The sequence below is a fragment of the Amycolatopsis sp. H20-H5 genome, assembly GCF_035828755.1.
Taxonomy (GTDB): Bacteria; Actinomycetota; Actinomycetes; order Mycobacteriales; family Pseudonocardiaceae; genus Amycolatopsis.
Genome location: NZ_JAYMZS010000101.1, coordinates 1 through 19,075 on the forward strand (window position 1 = coordinate 1; position 19,075 = coordinate 19,075).

The following is a 19,075-nucleotide window of genomic DNA, read 5'->3' on the forward strand; positions in this document are numbered from 1 at the left end:
AGAGCCGGGGTCGGCCGAACCGCCCGGCGCGCGGGGGAAGTGCCGTGAAGGCCACCTTCACGGCGTTAGACGCTGTGAAGGTGGCCTTCAGGGACCATCAGGCGGCGCGGGTCAGGCAGGGGCGGGTCAGGCGGCGCGGGTGACGATGGTGGTGACCACCGTGGTGAAGGAACCGCCGACGTTGAGGGTGAGGGCCGTGCGGGCGTTGTCGACCTGGGTCGGGCCCGCGGTGCCCGCGACCTGCTTGGCCGCGTCGTGGACCATGCGGACGCCGGTCGCGCCGACCGGGTGTCCCAGGCCGATCAGACCACCGCCGGGGTTGATCGGCAGGACGGCGTCGCGGGCGATGCCGCCGTCGGCGATGAGCCGCCCGCCCTCGCCGGGGGCCGCCGCGCCGAGGTGTTCGATCGCGACCAGGCCGGTGATGGTGAAGCAGTCGTGCAGCTCGACGAGGTCCAGCGCGCCGGGGCCGTCGATGCCCGCGCGCCGGTAGGCGTCCAGGACAGCGCCGCGCAGCTGCGGGAACAGGTACTCGCCGCCTTCGGCCCGGCCGAGTTTGCCCGCGAGGGACAGGTGCGCCGTGCGGTGCCCGAACCCGCTCAGCCGCGGGATGGCGTCCAGTGCGACGCCATGGCGCCGGGCCCAGTCCGCGGCGAACGACGGCGAGGCCAGCAGGACCGCGGCCGCGCCGTCGGTGATACGGCCGCAGTCGTTCTTGCGCAAGGTGCCCTCGACCAGCGGGTTCACCGTGTCGTCGGTGCCGAACGCGCCTTCGGGGAACGCCCAGTCCCGCGTCTGCGCGAGCGGGTTGCGCGCGGCGTTGGCGAAGGCGTTCTCGGCGAACGCGCCGAGGTGCGCCGGGTCGAGTCCGTAGCGCCTGTCGTAGGCATCGGCGACGTCGGCGAACAAGGCGGGCCAAGGGAATTTCGCGTTCTGCGCCTCGTGCCCGACCCAGGCGGCCGAGCCGAGGTACTCAGCCGCGCGCTGACCGTCGGTGTTGCGCATCAGCTCGACACCGGTCACCAGCGCCAGGTCGTAGCGTCCCGCTTCGAGGTCCGCGCAGGCGGCGAGCACGGCCGTGCTGCCGGAGGCGCAGGCGGCCTCGTGCCGGGTGCTGGGCACGCCGTCGAGCTCCGGCACGGCCGCGACCAGCAGCCCGCCGAGCTGGGCCTGCCCGGTGAACAGCTCCGCGGCCAGGTTTCCGACGTGCGCGACGTCGACCTCGGCGGCGTCCACGCGGGCGTCGGCCAGCGCGGCCGGGACCACCTCGGCGAACATCTCGAACAGCCCGGCGCCCTCCTTCGCGAAGTTCCGCGCGAAGTCGGTCTGTGCCCCGCCCAGGATGAACACCGTTACGCCTCCAGTTGCTCGCGCAGTTTCCGTTTCAGGATCTTCCCCACGGGGTTGCGAGGCAAGGCCTCGGCGAACTCCAGCCGTTCCGGCAGCTTGAACGACGCCACCCGCCGCTCGCGCAGGAACCCGGTGAGCTCGTCCAGCGTCGGCCTGCGGTCACCGGCGACGACGATCGCGCACACCCGTTCGCCGAGCACCTCGTCCGGCACGCCGATGACCCCGACCTCGGCGACGTCCGGGTGTTCAGCGAGCAGGCCCTCGATCTCGGCGGGCGAGATGTTCATCCCGCCGCGGATGACCAGGTCCTTCGCGCGGTCGACGTAGCGCAGGTACTCCTGGCGCTCACCGGCGATCTCGAAGACGTCGCCTGTGCGGAAGTAACCGTCCTCGTCGAACGCGCGCCGGTCGAGCGGCGCGGAGGTGCTTTCGGTGAGGTAGCCCGCGAACACCGTCGGCCCGGCGATCCGCAGCTCGCCCGGTCTGCCCGGCCCGGTGACCCGCCCTCCGGTCACCGGGTCGTGCAGACGCACCGACGTCCAGCCTGCGACCGGCGTCGACCACCGGACGTCGGAGGCGTAGTGGGGGAAGTAGCTCGCGCGGTGCTCCGGATCCGGGATGTCCACCGGATCGGACAGCAGCGCGATCCCCTCGTTGGAGCCGAAGAAGTTGATCAGGTCGATGCCGTGGCGTTCGGCCCAGGTGCGCACGAGCCACGGGCTCAGCGGCGCCGAGCCGGAGCCGATCTGCCGCAACGCCGAGATGTCCACTCCGGACAGTATCTTTTCGTTGCGCAGCAACATGGTCAGTAACACGGGCGGGGCGACGGTGTAGGTCACCCGCTGCGTCGCGAGCTGCTCCAGGAACACCGGCAGGTCGAACGGGTGGTGCGGCACGAACACCCCGCCGCCGAGCAGCCAGGGCAGGAACATCCCGGCGATCCCGGCCATGTTCGTCATCGGGAACGGCGAGAGCAGCACGTCGTCCTGGCCGAGCCGGGCGGCCTGTCGGCACGCACCGGCCATCGCCAGCCAGTCCCCGTGGCAGCGCGGCACGGCCTTCGGTTCGGCCTCCGTTCCCGAGGTCCAGCAGATCGTGACGCAGTCGTTGACGTCGACGTCGAGTCCCGCGACGTGTTCGTCCACAAGGGACTTCTCGGCCGCGGTCGCGGGCCGGTCCGGCCAGGCGGCGCCCCCGTCCGGTTCGTTCTCCCCCCGGGAGAGAACGAACCGGACGGTCAACGCTTCGGTCCGGATCCGTTGCGCCGCTTCGGCGAGTGCGCGCTCGCCGAGTCTGCCGGCGGTGAGTACAGCGACAGCCCCGGTGCGCCGGCACATCGGGCCCATCTCGTGTTCCCGATACGAAACCGGGAACGGTGTGACGATCGCACCGATCCGCACGATCGCGAGGAACGCCTGGACGAGCGCCGAACAATTGGGCAGCTGCACGGCCACCACGTCCCCTGCCCGGACCCCTCGTCCGAGCAGGAGCGCGGCGAGCGCGTCCACGTGTTCATCGAGATCACGCCATGACCACCGCACCGGGTCGCTCCCCAGCAACCCCGCGGTGTTCGGCGGATCGATCAGGGCGGTACCTTCCGGGTCGTCGGTGACCCGGGCCCTCGCCAGCCCGTCGATCGTCTCGGTACTCCACCATCGGTTCGACCGGTACTCCCCTGCCCGGTCTGCCGGATGGCACTTCATCTCCTATCGGTTCCCAGCTGGTCCGCCCGGATCCACGTGGCGTGGAAACCGAGCGGGACCCGCTGGGGCAACAGGACCCTGGCCACGGGTCCGGCAGCGAGATCGGCGGCGTCGAAGATGTCCAGTTCGGAGCGCCCCTCGCGCTCGTCCTGCACGAACGTCACCAGATAGCCGTCCTCGGAACCGGCGGCCGCGCCGTCCCGTGGTGCGAACGGCGCCTCACTGCCCCACCGGCCAGGACCGAACAGATGCTCGGTCTTCGTGCCGGCAAGATTGTCGTAGCGCACCAGGCCGTCGAACTTCAGCGTCGACTCCGGCGAGATGCGCACGGTGTAGGAATACCGGTTCCGCGTGCCGACGACCCGGGAGTCGACGGTCGGGAACTCGGTGTTGTCGTCGTCGAGCTGGGCCTCGGTGGTCCGCCCGGTCCGCAGGTTGAAGCGGTAGCGGTGCAGCGAGGCGTCGAGGCGCAGGTAGGAAAGCATCTTGGCGAGCGGGGTGTGCGCGTCGGCGCTGGGCTGCGGACGCTGCACGCGGCAGACGTCGAGCACGACCTCCTCGCCCTCCTCCCAGGCGTTGACGACGTGGTAGATGTAGCAGGGGCTCGCCTCGAACCAGCGGATCTGGTCGCCGGTTCCGTAGCGCGGCAGCACGCCGAACCTCGACGGCATCGACCGGTCGAAGGTGATCTTGTGCCTGCCCTGGCGCGCGGCCTCGAGGTCCTGGATCAGCGGGAGATCCATCAGCACGGCGTAGTTGTCGGTGATCGCCATGTCGTGCGGCAGCCGCGGGCCGGGCAGCTCGATGTCGGTGGTGCTGACGACCTTGCCGTCCGCGCTGATGACGCCGTAGCGCAGGTACGGCGGACGGGGGCCGTAGTCGAACCAGAACATCTCGCCGGTCCGCTCGTCCACCTTGGGATGCGCCATCATGTCGCCGACCAGGGTGCCGAGGAAGTCCTCCGCGCCGAGCGTCTCGAGCGAGAGCGGGTCGATCCCGTACGGCGTGCCGCACATGTACCAGGTCGCGAGCACGCGGCCGCGGTGGAAGATGACGTCGGTGTTGGCGTTGTCCTTGAGCCCGAGGCCGTGGTGGTTGCCGAACGGGTTGCCCTTCGGGCTCTCCATCACGCCGGTCCAGAGCGCCTTGCCCGCCGCCGACTCGGCCTCGAAGGCCTTGGTGCGGATCCAGCGGTTGCGGTAGCGCGCCTTGCCGTTCTCCAGGTGGACGGCGTGGATCATGCCGTCGCCGTCGAACCAGTGGTAGCGGCCCTCCGGCTGGTGGCGCGGGTTGGGCCCGTTGCGCAGGTAGACGCCGTTGAGATCGGCCGGGATCTTGCCGATGACCTGGAGGTCGGCCGTGTCCAGCTCTTCGCCGACCGGCGCGTAGACGCCGAGCAGGTACGGGTTGGGCTCGTCTTGCTCGGCCGCGCAAGCCACCAGGAGTGGCTGTTCGGATGTGCTGGTCATCTGCTGTCCCCCTGCCGGCGGTTCGCTTCAGTGGCTCGGTGAGAGACTATGATTTCTGTATCCAGCTGTCAATAGACTTCTTTAGCTGTAGTCAGCGGTAGGCTGATGGCGAGAAGACCAAGGGGGAATCAGTGACCGAGACGACCGCACAACGCGTCAGACCGGCTGGGGACCCGCTCCGCCGGGCACTCGAACTGCTCGGGGACCAGTGGACGCTGCTGATCCTGCAGAGCTTGTTCCTGCGCTTCCGGCGCTACGAGGAACTGCGCCTGCGCCTGCGCATCTCACCGACCGCACTGTCGGGACGGCTGCGGGAGATGGTCGACGCCGGGATGCTGGTCCGCACGCCGTACCGCGACGCGCGCCGCACCCGGCACGAGTACCGGCTCACCGAACGCGGCCTGGAACTGTGGCCGCTGCTGATCTCGATCTGGGCCTGGGAGCGCGAGTGGGTCGAGGGCAGGCGGGCCGTACTGCCGACGCTGATCCACCTCGACTGTGAGCTGGCTACATCAGCTCCACTGGGTTGCGCGGCCTGCGTCCGGCGCGTGGACCCCCGGGACGTGCGTGCCACCAGGCTGGATGACACCGGGGTGGCGGCCGCGACGGCGTCGAAGCGGTTCCGCCGCAAGGACGCCGATTCGCTGGCCGCGGACCCGCTGATGTTCTTTCCCGACACCATGGAACTGCTGGGCGACCGGTGGTCGACCGGGCTGGTCGTCAGCGCGCTGCTCGGCTCGCACCACTTCTCGGAGTTCGAACGCGAGCTCGGCATCGGGCCCAGCGTGCTTTCGGGACGGCTGAGCAGGCTCGTCGAGGTCGGCGTGCTGCGGACCGGGACGGCCACCACCCGCACCGACGCGCACGACTACCGGCTGACGGCGAAGGGACTGGCGTTCTTCCCGGCCCTGGCGTTCATCGCGGAGTGGTCGAGGGGGTTCGAGGTCGTCGGCCAGGCCCCCGACATCACGCTGGACCACATCGAGTGCGGCAACCGGCTGCAACCGATCCTGATGTGCGACCACTGCGGCAAGCCGCTCCTGCGTGACTCCGTGCGCTTCGGCGGCGCGGTCGGGCTCCCGGCTCCGACTAGGCAGGGAGCGGAGTGACGCAGGTCGAAATCGACTCGCCAACGGGGTCGGTACCTGACAGGCTGAGGCGGTCACACGTCGTCACCTCGGAGGTACATTCATGACTGAACCGGCACCGTCGCCTGCGAGCGACGAAGAGGACGACGTCAAGCGCAAGTTCCGCGAAGCGCTCGAGCGCAAGCAGAGCCAGGCACGCAGCGGCGACGCCCACGAGAACGCGGGCGGTAAGAACCAGCACGCCCACGGTCCGGCAGCGAACAAGCGCACCTTCCGCCGCAAGAGCGGCTGAGCCTCCGCTTTCAGCAGGTCCCCGAAGGCCACCTTCTCCGTGAAGGTGGCCTTCGGCCGTTTCGCGGCTTGAGCCTTCTCGTGTGCCGAGGGAACCTCCGCGGCACCGCCTGAGGACCGCTCGTTCGGCTGCGGCGAGTGGGCCCGGCGCAGGAGGTCGAGCCGGGGTTCGACCATGGTCAAACCGTCGGTTACGCCCGGCCACTGACGCCGCACCGAGTGCGAAATTTGGGCGATGAGGCCGTTGGGCATTTCATCATCAAACTGCTGGATTCGTTTTCGAGCGCCACTGACCGGCCATGGGATCAGGTTCGACGTAGTTGGAGGCAGCTCGGGGGACTAGGGCGTGTCTCTCAATTTCCGATGTGCGCGCACGCTGGCCGAGTCGACCGACAGCAGTTTCTTTACACCAACGTCCAGATCGACGGTGCCGTGTCCCCGCTGGATGGCGGCAAGAACGCCCCGACCATCCGCCCAACCGAACGCCCACACGTGGGAGACACGCCCCAATTCCCTGCGCAACCACGGTTTCTGGCGGCGAGAATGTCCGCGCCGGACGGCGCAGACTCCGGGAAAGCTGTTGACTGGCGAGCTCCGGTCGCATTTTGTAAATTTTCGTTGCAGCATAATGGTTTCTGACGTTGCCGGAAAAAGTTGGCCAGTCGTACCTGAACGGGTGGTGAATCGAACAAATGTTCGGGTAGAATGAGGGTGTGAGTGTCGATGAGATGGTGCCGGTGTGGCAGCTTTCCGATGGGGAGCTGACTGCTGGGCTTCTTGCTGTCGAACGGGACTTGGGTCGTGTGTATGCGCGGATGCTGGATCTCGTCGGCGACATCGACAAGCGCGGTTTGTCTGTGGAGAAGGGTTTCCGTGATACGGCGACGATGCTGGCACTGTCGCTGCGGGTGTCGAAGAGGGAAGCCTCCGCTCGTGTTGCTCAGGCTACTGCGGTGCTTCCGTTGATGCGGAAGGCGTTGGAGTCCGGGGAGATCAACCGGGAACACGCCCACGAAATCGAACACGTCCTCTCGCAGGCTCCGGACTCAGTGTCGGCGGAGGAGGTCGCGGCGCACGAGGCCACCCTGGTCGAGTTGTCGCAACAAGCGATCCCCACCACGGTTCGTAAAGTCGGTCGGCGGGTGTTGGGGTACTGGGATGTGCTGGACAAGAAGCCGGAGGATCGTGAGCGGGACCTGTCCCGTCCGAACCGGGAATTCCGGTACTCGTTCACCCGTGATGGTCGGATGAAGTACTCGGGTGAGTTTGATCCTGAGGCCGGGCATTTCGCGGAGAACATGTTGATTCCGTTGGCGAAGCCTGACCCGGTTGATGTGTTCGGTAACCGGGATCCGCGGACGGCGGCGCAGCGTCACGGTGATGCGTTGGCGGCGATCTTCGACCTCGCCGCCCGCTCCCCCGACCTGCCGGTCAAGGCCGGTGAGCGGGCGGTGGTGACGGTGACGATCGGGCTGGAGGAGCTGGAACGCCGCGCGGGCATAGTCATGCTGGATGGATACGGCGCCATGAGTGTGAGTCAGGTGCGTCGGATGTGCTGCGACGCGAAAGCCGTACCAGCAGTACTGAACGGCGCCAGCGAAGTCCTCGACCTGGGCCGCGCGGTCCGGACGGCGACCCCGGCGCAACGCCGGGCATTGATCATCCGGGATCGTGGGTGCACAGGTCCGGGCTGTTCGCGAGGCCCGAAATGGGCAACGCCACACCACCTCGTGCACTGGAGTAACCCCGGCGGTGTTGGGGGTCCGACGGACATCGTCAATCTCGGACTCGCCTGCGAGAGACATCACCACCTACTCCACCATGGCGGCTGGGATATGCGGCTGCGTAACGGAATCATCGAATGGATCCCGCCTGGGTGGCTGGATCCGGAGCGAAGACCCATCCGCAACACCGCACACGACCCACCCCGGACCCCCTGACCACGGGCCGTTCCCTTGTCGACGGCTCGACTCGGCGACGGCCGGGATTCACGGGGTGTGCTGGTCTTCGATCCAGCGGGCCATCGCCTCAGCAGAAGACCGGATGTGGCACCACATGGCCGTCCCGGCGTACCCGTCGACGATGGGCTGGTGCTCATCGTGGTCGCGGCGCAGCAACCGGGAGTTCCAGGGAGTGTTCGGCACTGCCGGGCCTCCCGTCCGGCCGATTCGACTACGACTTCCGCGACGGGTCGTCCCAGCGCGAAATCGTGCTCGACACCTTCAGAAAGCGCCGGCCTCTGCTTCGATTCCGAGGCCCAGATCCGGCTGGACAGCTGAAGCCACGGCCGGACCGTCCTGGTCGGAGCGGCGACGCTGGCGCGCGAACTGGAGGCGGCCGGACACGACTTTCCGTCGCGCTGCCCGCCTACGACCCCTTGCCCACGGTGGCGGACGAAGCCCACGCCATGGCGGACGGCGGTGCGGACACCCTGTTCGCCACCACGATGGCGGACATCGAGGCGCGCAAGCGCGACGCCTAGCCCACGGGAGCCAGCTTCCGTGCGGTCCGCTTCCGGACCTCCAGCCGGAACCCCTCGGGCTTGAGGGTCAACGATTCGGCGATCTTCAGCTCGTAGGACTCGTCGACCGCGAAGTCGTAGCGGTGCAGCAGCAAGCCGAGCGCCAGCACGGCCTCGTGCAGCGCGAACTGCCTGCCGATGCAGGCCCGTTCCCCGGTGCCGAACGGTTTGTAGGCCTGCGCGGGCCGCTTCTTCGCCGCGCCCGGTGCGAACCGTTCCGGGTCGAACACCTCGGCGTCCGGCCCCCAGCTCGCCGGATCCCGGTGCAGCAGCGGCAGGTTCACGATCGCCCAGTCGCCCTTGCGCATCGGATAGCGCCCGCCGAGCACGGTGTCTTCGCGCGCTCCCCTGGTGTAGCCGGGCGCGGTCGGCCACAGTCGCATCGCCTCGTCGAGCACCCGGCGGACGTACCGGAGCTTCGCGATGTCGGCGTAGGCGGGCTCCGGGTCCGGTCCGTCACCCCAGAGCGCGTCGACCTCGGCCTGCGCCCTGGCGAGCAGACCCGGGGCACGCGTGAGGTAGTAGAGCGCGAACGACAACGCGCCCGACGTCGTCTCGTGCCCCGCGACGACGAAGGTGATCGCCTGGTTGCGGATGTTGACCGGGTCCAGCCGCTCGCCAGTGTCCGGATGCGCGCGGTCGAGCATCAGCCCGAGCAGGTCGCGCTCCCCCGGCCCGTCTCGGCGCCCGGCGATCACCTCGTCGACGGTGTCCTTCATCAGCCGGATGTCGGCCGCATTGGCGGCGGCCGAACCGGCCAGCGCTCGCCGCACCAGCCTCGGCATCACCGCGCTGAGCTGGGAGAACCGCAGGGCGCGCTGCATGGCCGAGACGAACGGATGCGGCTGGTCGCGTTCGAACGAGCCGAACCGGTAGCCGAACCCGGCCCGCCCGATCGTCTCCAGCGTCAGCCTGGTCATGTCGGCGGACACGTCGGCGGTCCCGCGCCGGTCCCAGGCTTCGAGCAGCTCGCGGGCCACCTCGACCATGATCGGGTGGTAGCCGCGCATCGCCTCCTGGGTGAACGCGGGCATCAGGATGTCGTGGGCGAGGCGCCAGTTCGGCTCGGAGCCGTAGGCGGTGAACAGCCCGTCACCGGCGATCGACCGGAGGTTCTGCACGCCGAGGCCGACGTGCTTGGCGAACCGGCGCTCGTCGTTCAGCTCGGCCACCAGCTCGCCGCCCGAAACGATCACCAGCTCGGTCTTCCCGATCTTGCGGGCGTAGATCGGGCCCAGCTCGCGGCCGGTGCGGACCGAGTCCTGGATTGGAGTGCGCGGGTTGACACCGATCAGGTCGCCGAGCAGCGGCAACCGGTGCGGGGGATGCGGGATTCCGGTGGTGTCCATGACCGCCCCAGGCTTATTGGACGTGGATTCAGTAATCCCCAGCATCCCGAGCTACTGAACCCGTGTCAAGTAAGATCGGCGGATGAGGACCAGGCTGACCACCGGGCAGCGTCGCGAACAGCTGCTGACGATCGGGGCGGGCCTGTTCGCGAAACATCCCTACGACGAGGTGTGGATCGAGGAGGTCGCCGAGATCGCCGGGGTTTCCCGCGGCCTGCTGTACCACTACTTCCCGACCAAACGGGACTTCTTCGCCGAGATCGTGCGGTCGTCGAGCGAGCGGCTGCTGGAGATGAGCGCGCCCGACGCGGACCTGCCGCTCGGCGAGCAGCTGGCGGCGGGCCTCGACGTATACCTGGACTTCGCCCGCACCCATCCCGAGGGCTACCGGGTGATCCACCGCGCGGCCGGTGCCGTCGACGACGAGATCCGGCAGATCCGCGACACGGGCATGGCCGCCAACGGGGATCGCATCCTCGCCGCGCTCGCCGCGCTGAAGCCCGTCGACGACGCCGCCCGGCTGGCCGTCCGGGGGTGGCTCGCCTTCGTCGTCGCACTGTGCCTGGAATGGCTGGACCACCCCGAGATCGGCCGCGAGCAGGTCCGGGCGCTGTGCCTGCGTACGTTCTTCGCCGCCGTCGAGGTCGATCCGCGGGCGGTGGGCTTCCGGGACTGAAGCGCGAAAAGCGGCGGGCGTGCGGGCACCCCGCACGCCCGCCGCTTCGAAGAGCTCTTCCCGATCGTCAGCCGACCAGGATGGACCGCAGCCTGCCGACCTCGGCGATGCGGCGCTCGGCGAGCCGGTCCGCGGCGGTCGCCGGAGGCACGCCGTCGGCCTTGGCCAGCGCGAACACGGCCTTCGTGGTGTCGAAGATCGCCGTGGTCTTGCGCTGCGCGCGGGTGAAGTCGAACCCGTGGCGCTCGTCGCTGACCTGGATCACGCCGCCCGCGTTGACCAGGTAGTCCGGCGCGAACAGGATGCCCCGGTCGTCGAGCAGCTTGCCGATGCCCGGGTGCGCGAGCTGGTTGTTCGCCGCGCCGCAGACGATCTTGGTCCGCAGCCGGGCGACGGTCTCGTCGGTGAGCGTGCCGCCGAGCGCGCAGGGTGCGAAGACGTCGAGCTCCGACGCGATGAGGGCGTCGACGTCGGCGACGACCTCGATCCCGGGGTACGCCGCGCGCGTGCGTTCGACCGCGGGTGCGTAGACGTCGGTGATGACGACCTGTGCCCCGGCTTCGACGAGGTGCCCCACCAGGATGTGCCCGACCTTGCCGACCCCGGCGACGCCGACGCGGCGACCTGCCAGCTCCGGGATGCCCCAGACGTGGTCGGCCGAGGCGCGCATGCCCTGGTAGACCCCGTAAGCGGTGAGCACCGAGGAGTCACCCGCGCCGCCGTCCTCTGGCGAACGGCCGGTGACGAACTCGGATTCGCGGGCGACGAGGTCCATGTCCTGCACGTAGGTGCCGACGTCGCAGGCGGTGATGTAGCGGCCGCCCAGCGACTGGACGAACCGGCCGAAAGCGCGCAGCAGCGACTCGGACTTGAGCGTCGCGGGGTCGCCGATGATCACGGCCTTGCCGCCACCGAGGTCGAGCCCGGCGAGCGCGTTCTTGTAGGCCATGCCCTTCGACAGCGCGAGCACGTCGTCGAGCGCGGCCGCCTCGGAGGCGTAGGGGTAGAACCGGGTACCGCCGAGCGCGGGCCCGAGAGCGGTGGAATAGATGCCGATGATGGCCTTCAGGCCACTGGCCTGGTCCTGGCAGAACACGACCTGCTCGTGGCCGGATCCCCGGCCGAACACACCTTCGGTCACGGTGGTGACTCCTTTGTCTACGCTTGCGCACGGCTTGTGGCACGCGCGCCCGTCAAGGTTGAGGCCCCGTCCCCGGCGAAGATCATCCACCAGCGGCGACGCCACTGAGCAACCTAGAGCCCGACGCCCGGCGCCGCCACGGCCGGTCGTCGGAACACCTGGTGAACCGGAATTGTCGGACCCACTGGCTACCCTGATCGGCACACCGCGACAGCGGGACAAAGCATGGGGAGCCTGGGGAATCGGGCCGTTCGACCACGACGAGACAGCGTATTTCGCCAGTGAACTCGACAGGCTGGAGGTGCAGGAAGAGGCAGACTTGACGGAGGTGGGACACCGGGGTGCTTGAACGTGGGACACGCCGAAGCGGCGCGCCCCACGTCCGGGGCGGGCTAGAGGATCTCGCCGAGCACGTCCATCGAGGCTTCGAGCTGGGCGTCCGAGAGGTAGGGCGCCGGGCCGAACCGCAGGTGCTTGCCGCGGCTGTCGGTCCGCACCCCGCGCTCGGCCAGCGCCGCCTGCAGCCCGGCGGCGTCCGCGCACTCCAGCGCCAGGAAGCCGCCGAACCGGTCCAGTGGGGTGTCCCGGTCCCGCGTCACGACGTTTTCGGGCAGGTTCAGCAGGTCGAACCGGTCCATCAGGAGGCCGACCTGGTGCTGCGAAACCTCCCGCAGGAACGCCGGTTTCAGGTCCTGCTCGGCGAAGAACCGCTGCACCCGCACGGCCCGGTAGTGGCTGGTCGGGTCGTAGGTCGCCCCGGCGAACCGGTCCGGCCCGAGGCTGTACGCGACCTCGCCCGGCTGGCGGCGCTCGTCGGCCAGCGTGCCGAACTCGGCGTACCAGCCGGTGACCACCGGCCGCATCTCCTGGGCGTGCGCGGGCAGCCGCAGGAAGCAGTTGCCCTCGCCGAGCTGCAGGTACTTGTAACCGCCGCCGAGCACCCAGGCGTTGGTCAGCCCGAGGTCGTGCAGCGCGAACGGGACGACGCCCAGTGCGTGGTAGGAGTCCACGACCAGGTCGACCGAGAACCGCAGGCAGGCGTCGGCGAGGAAAGCCAAGCCCGGCACGAGCCGCGCGGTCTCGAACAGCACGGCGGAGACCATCACCGAAGCCGTCCGGTCGTCGATCTCGGCGGCCAGCCGCTCGGCCAGCGTGGCGACCGGCGAAGCCGGCACGCGGACGACCTCGATCCCCTCTTCGGCGAGCCGGGACAGCTGGCGGCGCAGGGTGTGGAACTCGCCGTCGGTGGTGACGATGCGCGGGCGGGCGCGCAGGTCCAGCGCGGACAGGAAGCGGATGACCAGCTCGTGCGTGCTGTGGCCGAGGACGATGTCCCCGCGTGGATCGCTGAGCAGGCCCCGGAACCCGGCCCGCAGCTCGTCTGCCTTGGCGAACGCCCGCTCCCACTTGTCGTCGACCCCGTGGGCGGCGTCGGCGAAGGCCTCGAGCAGGCCCTCCTCGGCAACGTCGGGCCAGGCCTGGTGGGAATGCCCGGTGAGCAGCAGCCGCTCACCGACGCCGAACCGGCCGTAGTGCTCAGCCAGCGAGTTCGGGCTCTTGCGCAGTTCGTCGAGTGAGGTCACAGTCGGCTCCGCACTGCCCAGAGATCGGCGAACATCGGGGTGAACAAGGTCGTCCTCAAGTACGCCGCCCCCGACGAACCACCGGTGCCCGTCTTGTCCCCGATCGTCCGTTCGACCATCTTGACGTGCCGGTAGCGCCATTCCTGCATCCCCTCGTCGAAGTCGACCAGGTGCTCCGCCACGTTCGACGGCCCCGCATCGTCCTGGTACACCTTCAGCAGCACTTCCTGCAGCCCTGGCGAGGGTTCCGCCGGCTTCGTGACGTCCCGGCCCGCCGGAACCGCGTACCCGTTCACGGCCAGGTAGTCGACAAACGTGTCGAACAGCGAGGGCCGCGACATGGCGTCGGAGATCCGCTGCCGCGCCTCGCCACCCTCGGGGTAGTGCGCGAACACGCGCTCGTCGCGCCGCCCGAGCACCGCCTCCAGCTCACGGAACTGGGCGGACTGGAAGCCGCTCGACGCGTCCAGCCGGGCACGGAAACTGGTGAACTGCCGGGGGGTCATCGTCTCCAGCACGTCGATCTGCGCGACCACCACCTTGAGGATGGTGAGGATCCGGCGCAGCGTGCGGATCGCGTGCGGGGTGTGGCCCGCGGCGAGGTGCTCCTGGAGGTAGCGGACTTCGTGCAGGATCTGCTTGAACCACAGCTCGTACACCTGGTGGATCACGATGAACAGCAGCTCGTCGTGCTCGTCGGAGCGGGGCCGCTGGGCGTCCAGCAGGTCGTCCAGCGCGAGATACGACGTATAACTCAACGCCGCCTGAGTGTCTGTGTCAGTCATCCTCGGGTCACCTCATCGAAGTGTCGCTGCGCTGCGGGTGCGAGCGCGGCGTACAGCCGGTGGAACAGGTCCACCGCGTTGGCCCTGCCAGGTGGGATCAGTCCACCCGGCAGCTCCGGATCCAGGGAGGGGAAAGCGCGGAAGGTGTGTACCAGCCGCGTCCGGAGGGCGAAAGCGATCCCATCCGGTGGGTCGCCGGGCAGCTCGCCGAACTCGGCCAGGAACGCGTCGTAACGCGCGGCCAGCCCGTCGAGGTCCCAGGCGCGTTTGGCGAACCGCTCGACGTCGAGCCCGCCGGAAGGCCTGCCCAGCATCAGCCCGGCGTACTCGGTGACGTCCAGCTCGGCGAGCAGTGAGAGCACCTCGTCCTCACGGTCGTGCGGGGCGATCCAGGTGCCATCCTGTACCGCACCGAAGCCGAGGAACCGCAGGCGGCGGACCAGCCGCTCGCGGGACTGGCGGCGGCTTTCGGGGATGCTCTGCCACAGGACGGTCCAGTCGCCGGGCGGGCGCTCCCGCGTGCCGAGGGAGAAGATCCGCCGGTCGCCGTCCTCGAGCAGCGCGATCGTGCGCCCGGTGAGGGAGTAGTGCACCAGCCGTCCCTCCTTGTGCCGGGCGAGCAGGTCGCGCCGGACGAGCCTGGCCAGCGCGATCCTGGCGGCGCCGTCGGAGAACCCGAGCTCGGCCAGCACCGCGACCAGCCCGCCGGACCAGATCCGGCGGGACTCGCGCGGGTGCACGTAACTCCCCAGCAGGGTCATCACCAGCTCCTGCGGGCTGGTGGCGGGGGTTCCGGACATGCGCGCAACTCTATACACCACAGGGCGCTGCGGTGTAGGTTGATTCGGGTGACGTACTTCGCGGATTTGACCTCCCGCCAGGTCGCCGCACTGCACGGCGACGCCCGTGTTCCGGTGCTGCTGCTGCCGCTGGGTGCCGTCGAGCCACACGGGCCGCACGCCCCGCTCGGCACCGATCAACTGATTTCACGCGGGATGTGCGAGCGCGCGGCGGCGAGGCTTGCCGCTGACCGGGATGTCCACGTGGTGATCCTGCCTGAGCTTCCCTACGGCGTAACCCGCTTTGCGGGTGATTTCCCGGGAACCGTCTCGATCGGCGAGGAAACCTTGCACACACTGCTGATCGACGTCTGCGGTGCGCTGATAAGCCAGGGATTTCCCCACATCCTGCTGGTCAACAACCATTTCGAGCCCGCACACCTGAGCACTCTGCGACGTGTGGTCGAAACTACGGAATCTTTACACGGCAAGCGAATCGGCCATCTGGACCTGGTCCGGCGCCGTTACGCCGAACGACTTACCGACGAGTTCCGCTCAGGAGCGTGCCATGCCGGGCGGTACGAAACCTCGCTCGTGCTGGCGGATCGGCCGGAGCTCGTCGACACCGAGACGATGCGGCGGCTGCCCGAGGTCCCGGTCGACCTGCCGGCGGCGATGCGGGCTGGTGCACAAGGTTTCCTTGACATGGGCATGACCGACGCGTATTGCGGAGCCCCCGCGGAAGCCACCACAGAGGAGGGTCAAGACACCTTTACGGTTCTGACCGAGCTACTGGTGGAGGCCATCCGCGAACTCGGGAGTACCTCGTGAAGTTCAACCTGGCCAACCATTTTGTGGACCGTCACGTGATTGAAGGCCGGGGTGGCCGGACGGCGTTGCACTGCGGGGACCGGGAAGTGACCTACGCCACCCTCGCCACGCTGACCAACCGGATCGGGCACGTGCTGCGCGAGCTGGGTGTCCGAAGTGGACAGCGGGTGCTGCTCGCGCTGAGTGACGGCGAGGAGTTCGTCGCGACCTGGTACGCGGTGCAGAAGATCGGCGCCGTGACCGCCGAGGTCTACCCCTTCCTGCAGCCGAAGGACTACCGCTACTACCTCGGCTACACCGAGGCCGTGGTGGTCGTCGCGGACGCGGTCACGCTGCCCGCGCTGCGCGAGGCCGGTGCGCGGAACCTGCTCGTCACCGGGGTCGACGAGGCCGAACTGCGCCCCGATGAGCGTCCTTTCAGGACACTCGTCGACCGCGCGCCCGGCGAGCTCGAAACCGCCCCGACCACGCTGGACGACGTCGCGATCTGGAAATTCACCACCGGCAGCACCGGGGCGCCCAAAGCCTGTGTGCACCCGGCGCGCAGCGCGCTGGAGAGCTTCGAGCGCTACGCCGAGGGCGTGCTGGAACTGCGGCCGGACGACCGGATCCTGGCCGTGCCCAAGCTGTTCTTCGGCTACGCCCGCGACCTCGTGGCCCTGTTCCCGTTCGGCGTCGGGGCGGCCGGGATCCCCTTCCCCGAACGCAGCACCGCGGAGCGGATGTTCGAGCTGATCGCCCGGCACCGGCCCACCATCCTGGTGAACGTGCCGACGATGATGAGCGCGATGATCGCGCATCCGGCCGCGGCCGAGCAGGACCTCAGCTGCCTGCGGCTGGCGACCTCGGCGGGCGAAGCGCTGCCGTCCGAGTTGCATCGTAAGTGGGACAACACTTTCGGCGTGCCGGTGGTCGACGGCATCGGCTCTTCCGAGGCGTATCACATCTATCTGTCGAACACCCCCGGCCAGGTGCGCGTCGGCAGCCTCGGCCGCCCGGTGCCGGGCTACACGGCCCAGGTCGTCGACGAGCTCGGCGAACCGCTGCCGGACGGCGAGATCGGGCCGCTGCGAATCACCGGTCCGACCATCGCGCGGGAGTACCACGGCGACCCGGAGAAGTCGGCGCGGACGTTCGACGGCGACACCCTGCTCAGCGGGGACCTGTTCAGCCGGGACGCCGAGGGCTGCTATCACCACCGGGGCCGCGCGGACGACCTGCTCAAGGTCGGCGGGGTGTTCGTCTCGCCGGGCGAAATCGAGGACTGCCTGCTCGGCCACCCGGCCGTGGTGGACTGCGCGGTCACCGGGCACACCGTCGACGGGCTCGTCATCGCGCGGGCCCACGTCGTCCTCGCCGACGGCGCCGACGTCACGGCGAAGGACCTGCAGGACCACGCGCGGGCGCACCTCGCGCGGCACAAGTATCCGCGTGAGGTGGTGTTCGTGCCTGGACTTCCCCGTACCGCCAACGGAAAACTCGACCGCCGAGCGCTGCGGCTGGAGGCGTGATGAGCCGGATCGTGGTGGTCACCGGAGGAACGCGCGGGATCGGCGCGGCGATCGCGGCGCGGTTCGCCGCCGCGGGCGACACCGTGCACGCGCCCGGCCGCGCGGATTGTGACGTCACCGACGAGGCCGCCGTCATGGCGTACTTCAGCCTGCTCGGGCGGGTCGACGTCCTGGTCAACAACGCCGGGATCTCGGCCAGCGCGCCCCTTTCCAAGACGACCCTCGACGACTGGCACGCCCAGCTCGCGGTCAACGCGACCGGCGCTTTCCTTTGCACCAGAACGGTTCTACCCGGGATGCGGGAACGCGGCACCGGCCGGATCGTCACGGTGGCGTCCACGGCCTCGCATGTCGGCTACCGCTACACGAGCGGGTACACGGCCTCGAAGCACGCGGCGGCCGGGCTCATGCGGGCGGTCGCGGCCGAGGTCGCGGGCACCGGGGTGACCGCCAACGCGGTGTGCCCGGCGTTCGTGCGCACCGACATGACCGCGGCTTCGGTGGCGAGAATCCGGGAGAAGACCGGCCGCGACGAGAGCGCCGCGGAGGCCGCGCTCGCCGCCGCCTCGCCGCTCGGGCGGCTGCTCGAACCGGAGGAAGTCGCCTTCGCGGTGGGTTTCCTGGCGGCCGCCGAGGCGGGCGCCATCAACGGACAGACGCTAGTCCTCGACGGAGGTGGGATCCAGCTATGAGCCCGTACCGCGCCAGTGCGCCGATCACCCGGGAGTGGGAGAACTTCGAGTTCGCCGTGGCCGACGGGGTCGCCACGGTGACGCTCGACCGGCCCGGCAAACTCAACGCGCTGACTTTCGAGGCCTACGCGGACCTGCGGGACCTGCTCGCCGAACTGCCGCACCGCGGCGACGTGCGCGTACTGGTCATCACCGGGCGCGGGCGGGGGTTCTGCTCGGGTGGCGACGTCGAGGAGATCATCGGCGAGCTGCGGAAGATGGAGACCGCCGAGCTGCTGGAGTTCACCCGCATGACGGGCGCGGTGGTCAAGGCGCTGCGCGAATGCCCGATCCCGGTGATCGCGGCGGTCAACGGCATCGCGGCGGGCGCGGGCTCGGTGATCGCGCTGGCGAGCGACTTCCGGCTGCTGGCGCGCTCGGCGAAGTTCGCCTTCCTGTTCACCAAGGTCGGCCTCGCCGGGGCGGACATGGGTTCGGCGTACCTGCTGCCGCGCCTGGTCGGCCTCGGCCGCGCGACGGAACTGCTGATACTGGGCGACAAACTCGACGCCGCCCGCGCCGAGACGATCGGTCTGGCCACCCAGGTCGTCGACGACGAGGAGCTGCCCGCCGCGGCCGCCGCGCTGGCCAAGCGGCTCGCCGACGGCCCAGCGCTCGCCTACGCGACGACGAAGGTGCTGCTGACGCGCGAGCTGGACATGGACCTCGGCGGCGCGATCGAGCTCGAGGCCATCACCCAGGCACTGCTGATGACCAGCAAGGACCACCACGAGTTCTACGCGGCCTGGTCGGCCGGACGCAGTCCACAGTGGACTGGTCGCTAGCCGATCGGGGCGATGCTCAGCACCGCGGAATCGCCGTCGACCGACACGACGTCGACCCGCAGGTTGTTGGGGCGGCACGAGCCCGACACCCCGACGACCATGGTCAAGTCGTTGTTGTTGCTGGAAAGGCTGCACTCGCCGATCGAAGCGCCGCCGTGACGGTTCCCGATGTCGTGCCCGGTCAGGGTGACATGGCCGTCGGCGATCGCCGTGACGGTGAGCGACTCGACCCTGGTGGACGCCGGGAGGGTGATCTTCGCGGAAACGGTGACGCGGACCTGGCACGTGCCGTCCGAGCAGGCGGAGAGGTCCGTGCCGTCAGCGGCTTGCGGTGCCGAGGTTTTCGACGGCTCGGCGGTCGAAGGCCGGGACGCGGCTGAGCCCTGCGGCGCGGCTGAGCCCTGGACCGGCGTCCCCGTGCATCCGGCGAGCGCCATCGCGCTCGTCGCCACCAGAACCGCCAGCCACCGTACTGTGTTCAC

Annotated in this window: 18 protein-coding genes; 8 read left to right on the top strand and 10 right to left on the bottom strand. The window is 69.4% G+C overall.

Annotated elements, in window-relative coordinates; all coding sequences use genetic code 11:
- Positions 1–126 precede the first annotated feature (126 nt).
- From QMK34_RS36420 to QMK34_RS36430, 3 genes are read right to left on the bottom strand one after another with little or no spacing between them, the layout of a single operon-like run.
- Positions 127–1,350 (bottom strand): acetyl-CoA acetyltransferase, encoded by a 1,224-nt coding sequence (locus tag QMK34_RS36420; protein ID WP_326419278.1) that lies wholly within the window; start codon positions 1,348–1,350, stop codon positions 127–129.
- Between the two features lie 2 nt (positions 1,351–1,352).
- On the bottom strand, positions 1,353–3,053 hold the full coding sequence (locus tag QMK34_RS36425) for a class I adenylate-forming enzyme family protein (RefSeq protein WP_326419279.1): 1,701 nt from the start codon (positions 3,051–3,053) through the stop codon (positions 1,353–1,355).
- Complete coding sequence (locus QMK34_RS36430) at positions 3,050–4,522, bottom strand: carotenoid oxygenase family protein (RefSeq protein WP_326419280.1); 1,473 nt, start codon at positions 4,520–4,522, stop codon at positions 3,050–3,052. The genes QMK34_RS36425 and QMK34_RS36430 overlap by 4 nt, the downstream gene beginning before the upstream one ends.
- 131 nt (positions 4,523–4,653) lie before the next feature.
- Here QMK34_RS36430 and QMK34_RS36435 point away from each other — a divergent pair, with 131 nt between their 5' ends.
- The 3 genes from QMK34_RS36435 (at position 4,654) to QMK34_RS36445 (ending at position 7,841) form a co-directional block, all read left to right on the top strand.
- A complete protein-coding gene (locus QMK34_RS36435; RefSeq protein ID WP_326419281.1) occupies positions 4,654–5,631 on the top strand; it encodes a winged helix-turn-helix transcriptional regulator in 978 nt (325 codons plus the stop codon).
- An 82-nt stretch (positions 5,632–5,713) separates the two neighbouring features.
- Positions 5,714–5,902, top strand: a complete 189-nt coding sequence (locus QMK34_RS36440) for a DUF5302 domain-containing protein (protein ID WP_326419282.1) — start codon at positions 5,714–5,716, stop codon at positions 5,900–5,902.
- A gap of 712 nt (positions 5,903–6,614) precedes the next feature.
- Complete coding sequence (locus tag QMK34_RS36445; RefSeq protein WP_326419283.1) at positions 6,615–7,841, top strand: HNH endonuclease signature motif containing protein; 1,227 nt, start codon at positions 6,615–6,617, stop codon at positions 7,839–7,841.
- Between the two features lie 48 nt (positions 7,842–7,889).
- On the opposite strand, the gene QMK34_RS36450 is transcribed toward QMK34_RS36445, so the two are convergent.
- Together QMK34_RS36450 and QMK34_RS36455 are read right to left on the bottom strand one after the other, a co-directional pair.
- On the bottom strand, positions 7,890–8,045 hold the full coding sequence (locus tag QMK34_RS36450; protein WP_326419284.1) for a hypothetical protein: 156 nt from the start codon (positions 8,043–8,045) through the stop codon (positions 7,890–7,892).
- A 334-nt stretch (positions 8,046–8,379) separates the two neighbouring features.
- A complete protein-coding gene (locus QMK34_RS36455; RefSeq protein ID WP_326419285.1) occupies positions 8,380–9,771 on the bottom strand; it encodes a cytochrome P450 in 1,392 nt (463 codons plus the stop codon).
- Between the two features lie 82 nt (positions 9,772–9,853).
- Between QMK34_RS36455 and QMK34_RS36460 the strand changes: the two genes are divergently transcribed.
- Positions 9,854–10,447, top strand: a complete 594-nt coding sequence (locus QMK34_RS36460; RefSeq protein WP_326419286.1) for a TetR/AcrR family transcriptional regulator — start codon at positions 9,854–9,856, stop codon at positions 10,445–10,447.
- 67 nt (positions 10,448–10,514) lie between these two features.
- On the opposite strand, the gene QMK34_RS36465 is transcribed toward QMK34_RS36460, so the two are convergent.
- The 4 genes from QMK34_RS36465 to QMK34_RS36480 form a co-directional block, all read right to left on the bottom strand.
- Positions 10,515–11,588, bottom strand: a complete 1,074-nt coding sequence (locus tag QMK34_RS36465) for a Glu/Leu/Phe/Val family dehydrogenase (RefSeq protein ID WP_326419287.1) — start codon at positions 11,586–11,588, stop codon at positions 10,515–10,517.
- 392 nt (positions 11,589–11,980) lie between these two features.
- Positions 11,981–13,171 carry a kynureninase gene (locus tag QMK34_RS36470; protein WP_326419289.1) on the bottom strand — a complete coding sequence of 397 codons (1,191 nt, stop codon included), beginning with the start codon at positions 13,169–13,171 and terminating at the stop codon, positions 11,981–11,983.
- Complete coding sequence (locus QMK34_RS36475; protein WP_326419290.1) at positions 13,168–13,956, bottom strand: tryptophan 2,3-dioxygenase; 789 nt, start codon at positions 13,954–13,956, stop codon at positions 13,168–13,170. The genes QMK34_RS36470 and QMK34_RS36475 overlap by 4 nt, the downstream gene beginning before the upstream one ends.
- Positions 13,953–14,756: a PaaX family transcriptional regulator gene (locus QMK34_RS36480; RefSeq protein WP_326419291.1), complete on the bottom strand. Its 804-nt coding sequence runs from the start codon at positions 14,754–14,756 to the stop codon at positions 13,953–13,955. The genes QMK34_RS36475 and QMK34_RS36480 overlap by 4 nt, the downstream gene beginning before the upstream one ends.
- 48 nt (positions 14,757–14,804) lie before the next feature.
- On the opposite strand from QMK34_RS36480, the gene QMK34_RS36485 reads away from it, so the two are divergent.
- Genes QMK34_RS36485 through QMK34_RS36500 form a run of 4 tightly spaced genes read left to right on the top strand, consistent with a single transcriptional unit; the run spans position 14,805 to position 18,593 of the window.
- Positions 14,805–15,566, top strand: a complete 762-nt coding sequence (locus QMK34_RS36485) for a creatininase family protein (protein WP_326419292.1) — start codon at positions 14,805–14,807, stop codon at positions 15,564–15,566.
- A complete protein-coding gene (locus tag QMK34_RS36490; RefSeq protein WP_326419293.1) occupies positions 15,563–17,077 on the top strand; it encodes a benzoate-CoA ligase family protein in 1,515 nt (504 codons plus the stop codon). Before QMK34_RS36485 ends, QMK34_RS36490 begins: the two co-directional genes overlap by 4 nt.
- Positions 17,077–17,769: an SDR family NAD(P)-dependent oxidoreductase gene (locus QMK34_RS36495; RefSeq protein ID WP_326419295.1), complete on the top strand. Its 693-nt coding sequence runs from the start codon at positions 17,077–17,079 to the stop codon at positions 17,767–17,769. Before QMK34_RS36490 ends, QMK34_RS36495 begins: the two co-directional genes overlap by 1 nt.
- Complete coding sequence (locus tag QMK34_RS36500) at positions 17,766–18,593, top strand: enoyl-CoA hydratase family protein (protein ID WP_326419297.1); 828 nt, start codon at positions 17,766–17,768, stop codon at positions 18,591–18,593. Before QMK34_RS36495 ends, QMK34_RS36500 begins: the two co-directional genes overlap by 4 nt.
- On the opposite strand, the gene QMK34_RS36505 is transcribed toward QMK34_RS36500, so the two are convergent.
- Positions 18,590–19,075, bottom strand: a complete 486-nt coding sequence (locus tag QMK34_RS36505; RefSeq protein ID WP_326419298.1) for a hypothetical protein — start codon at positions 19,073–19,075, stop codon at positions 18,590–18,592. The two genes, QMK34_RS36500 and QMK34_RS36505, sit on opposite strands and share 4 nt — an antisense overlap.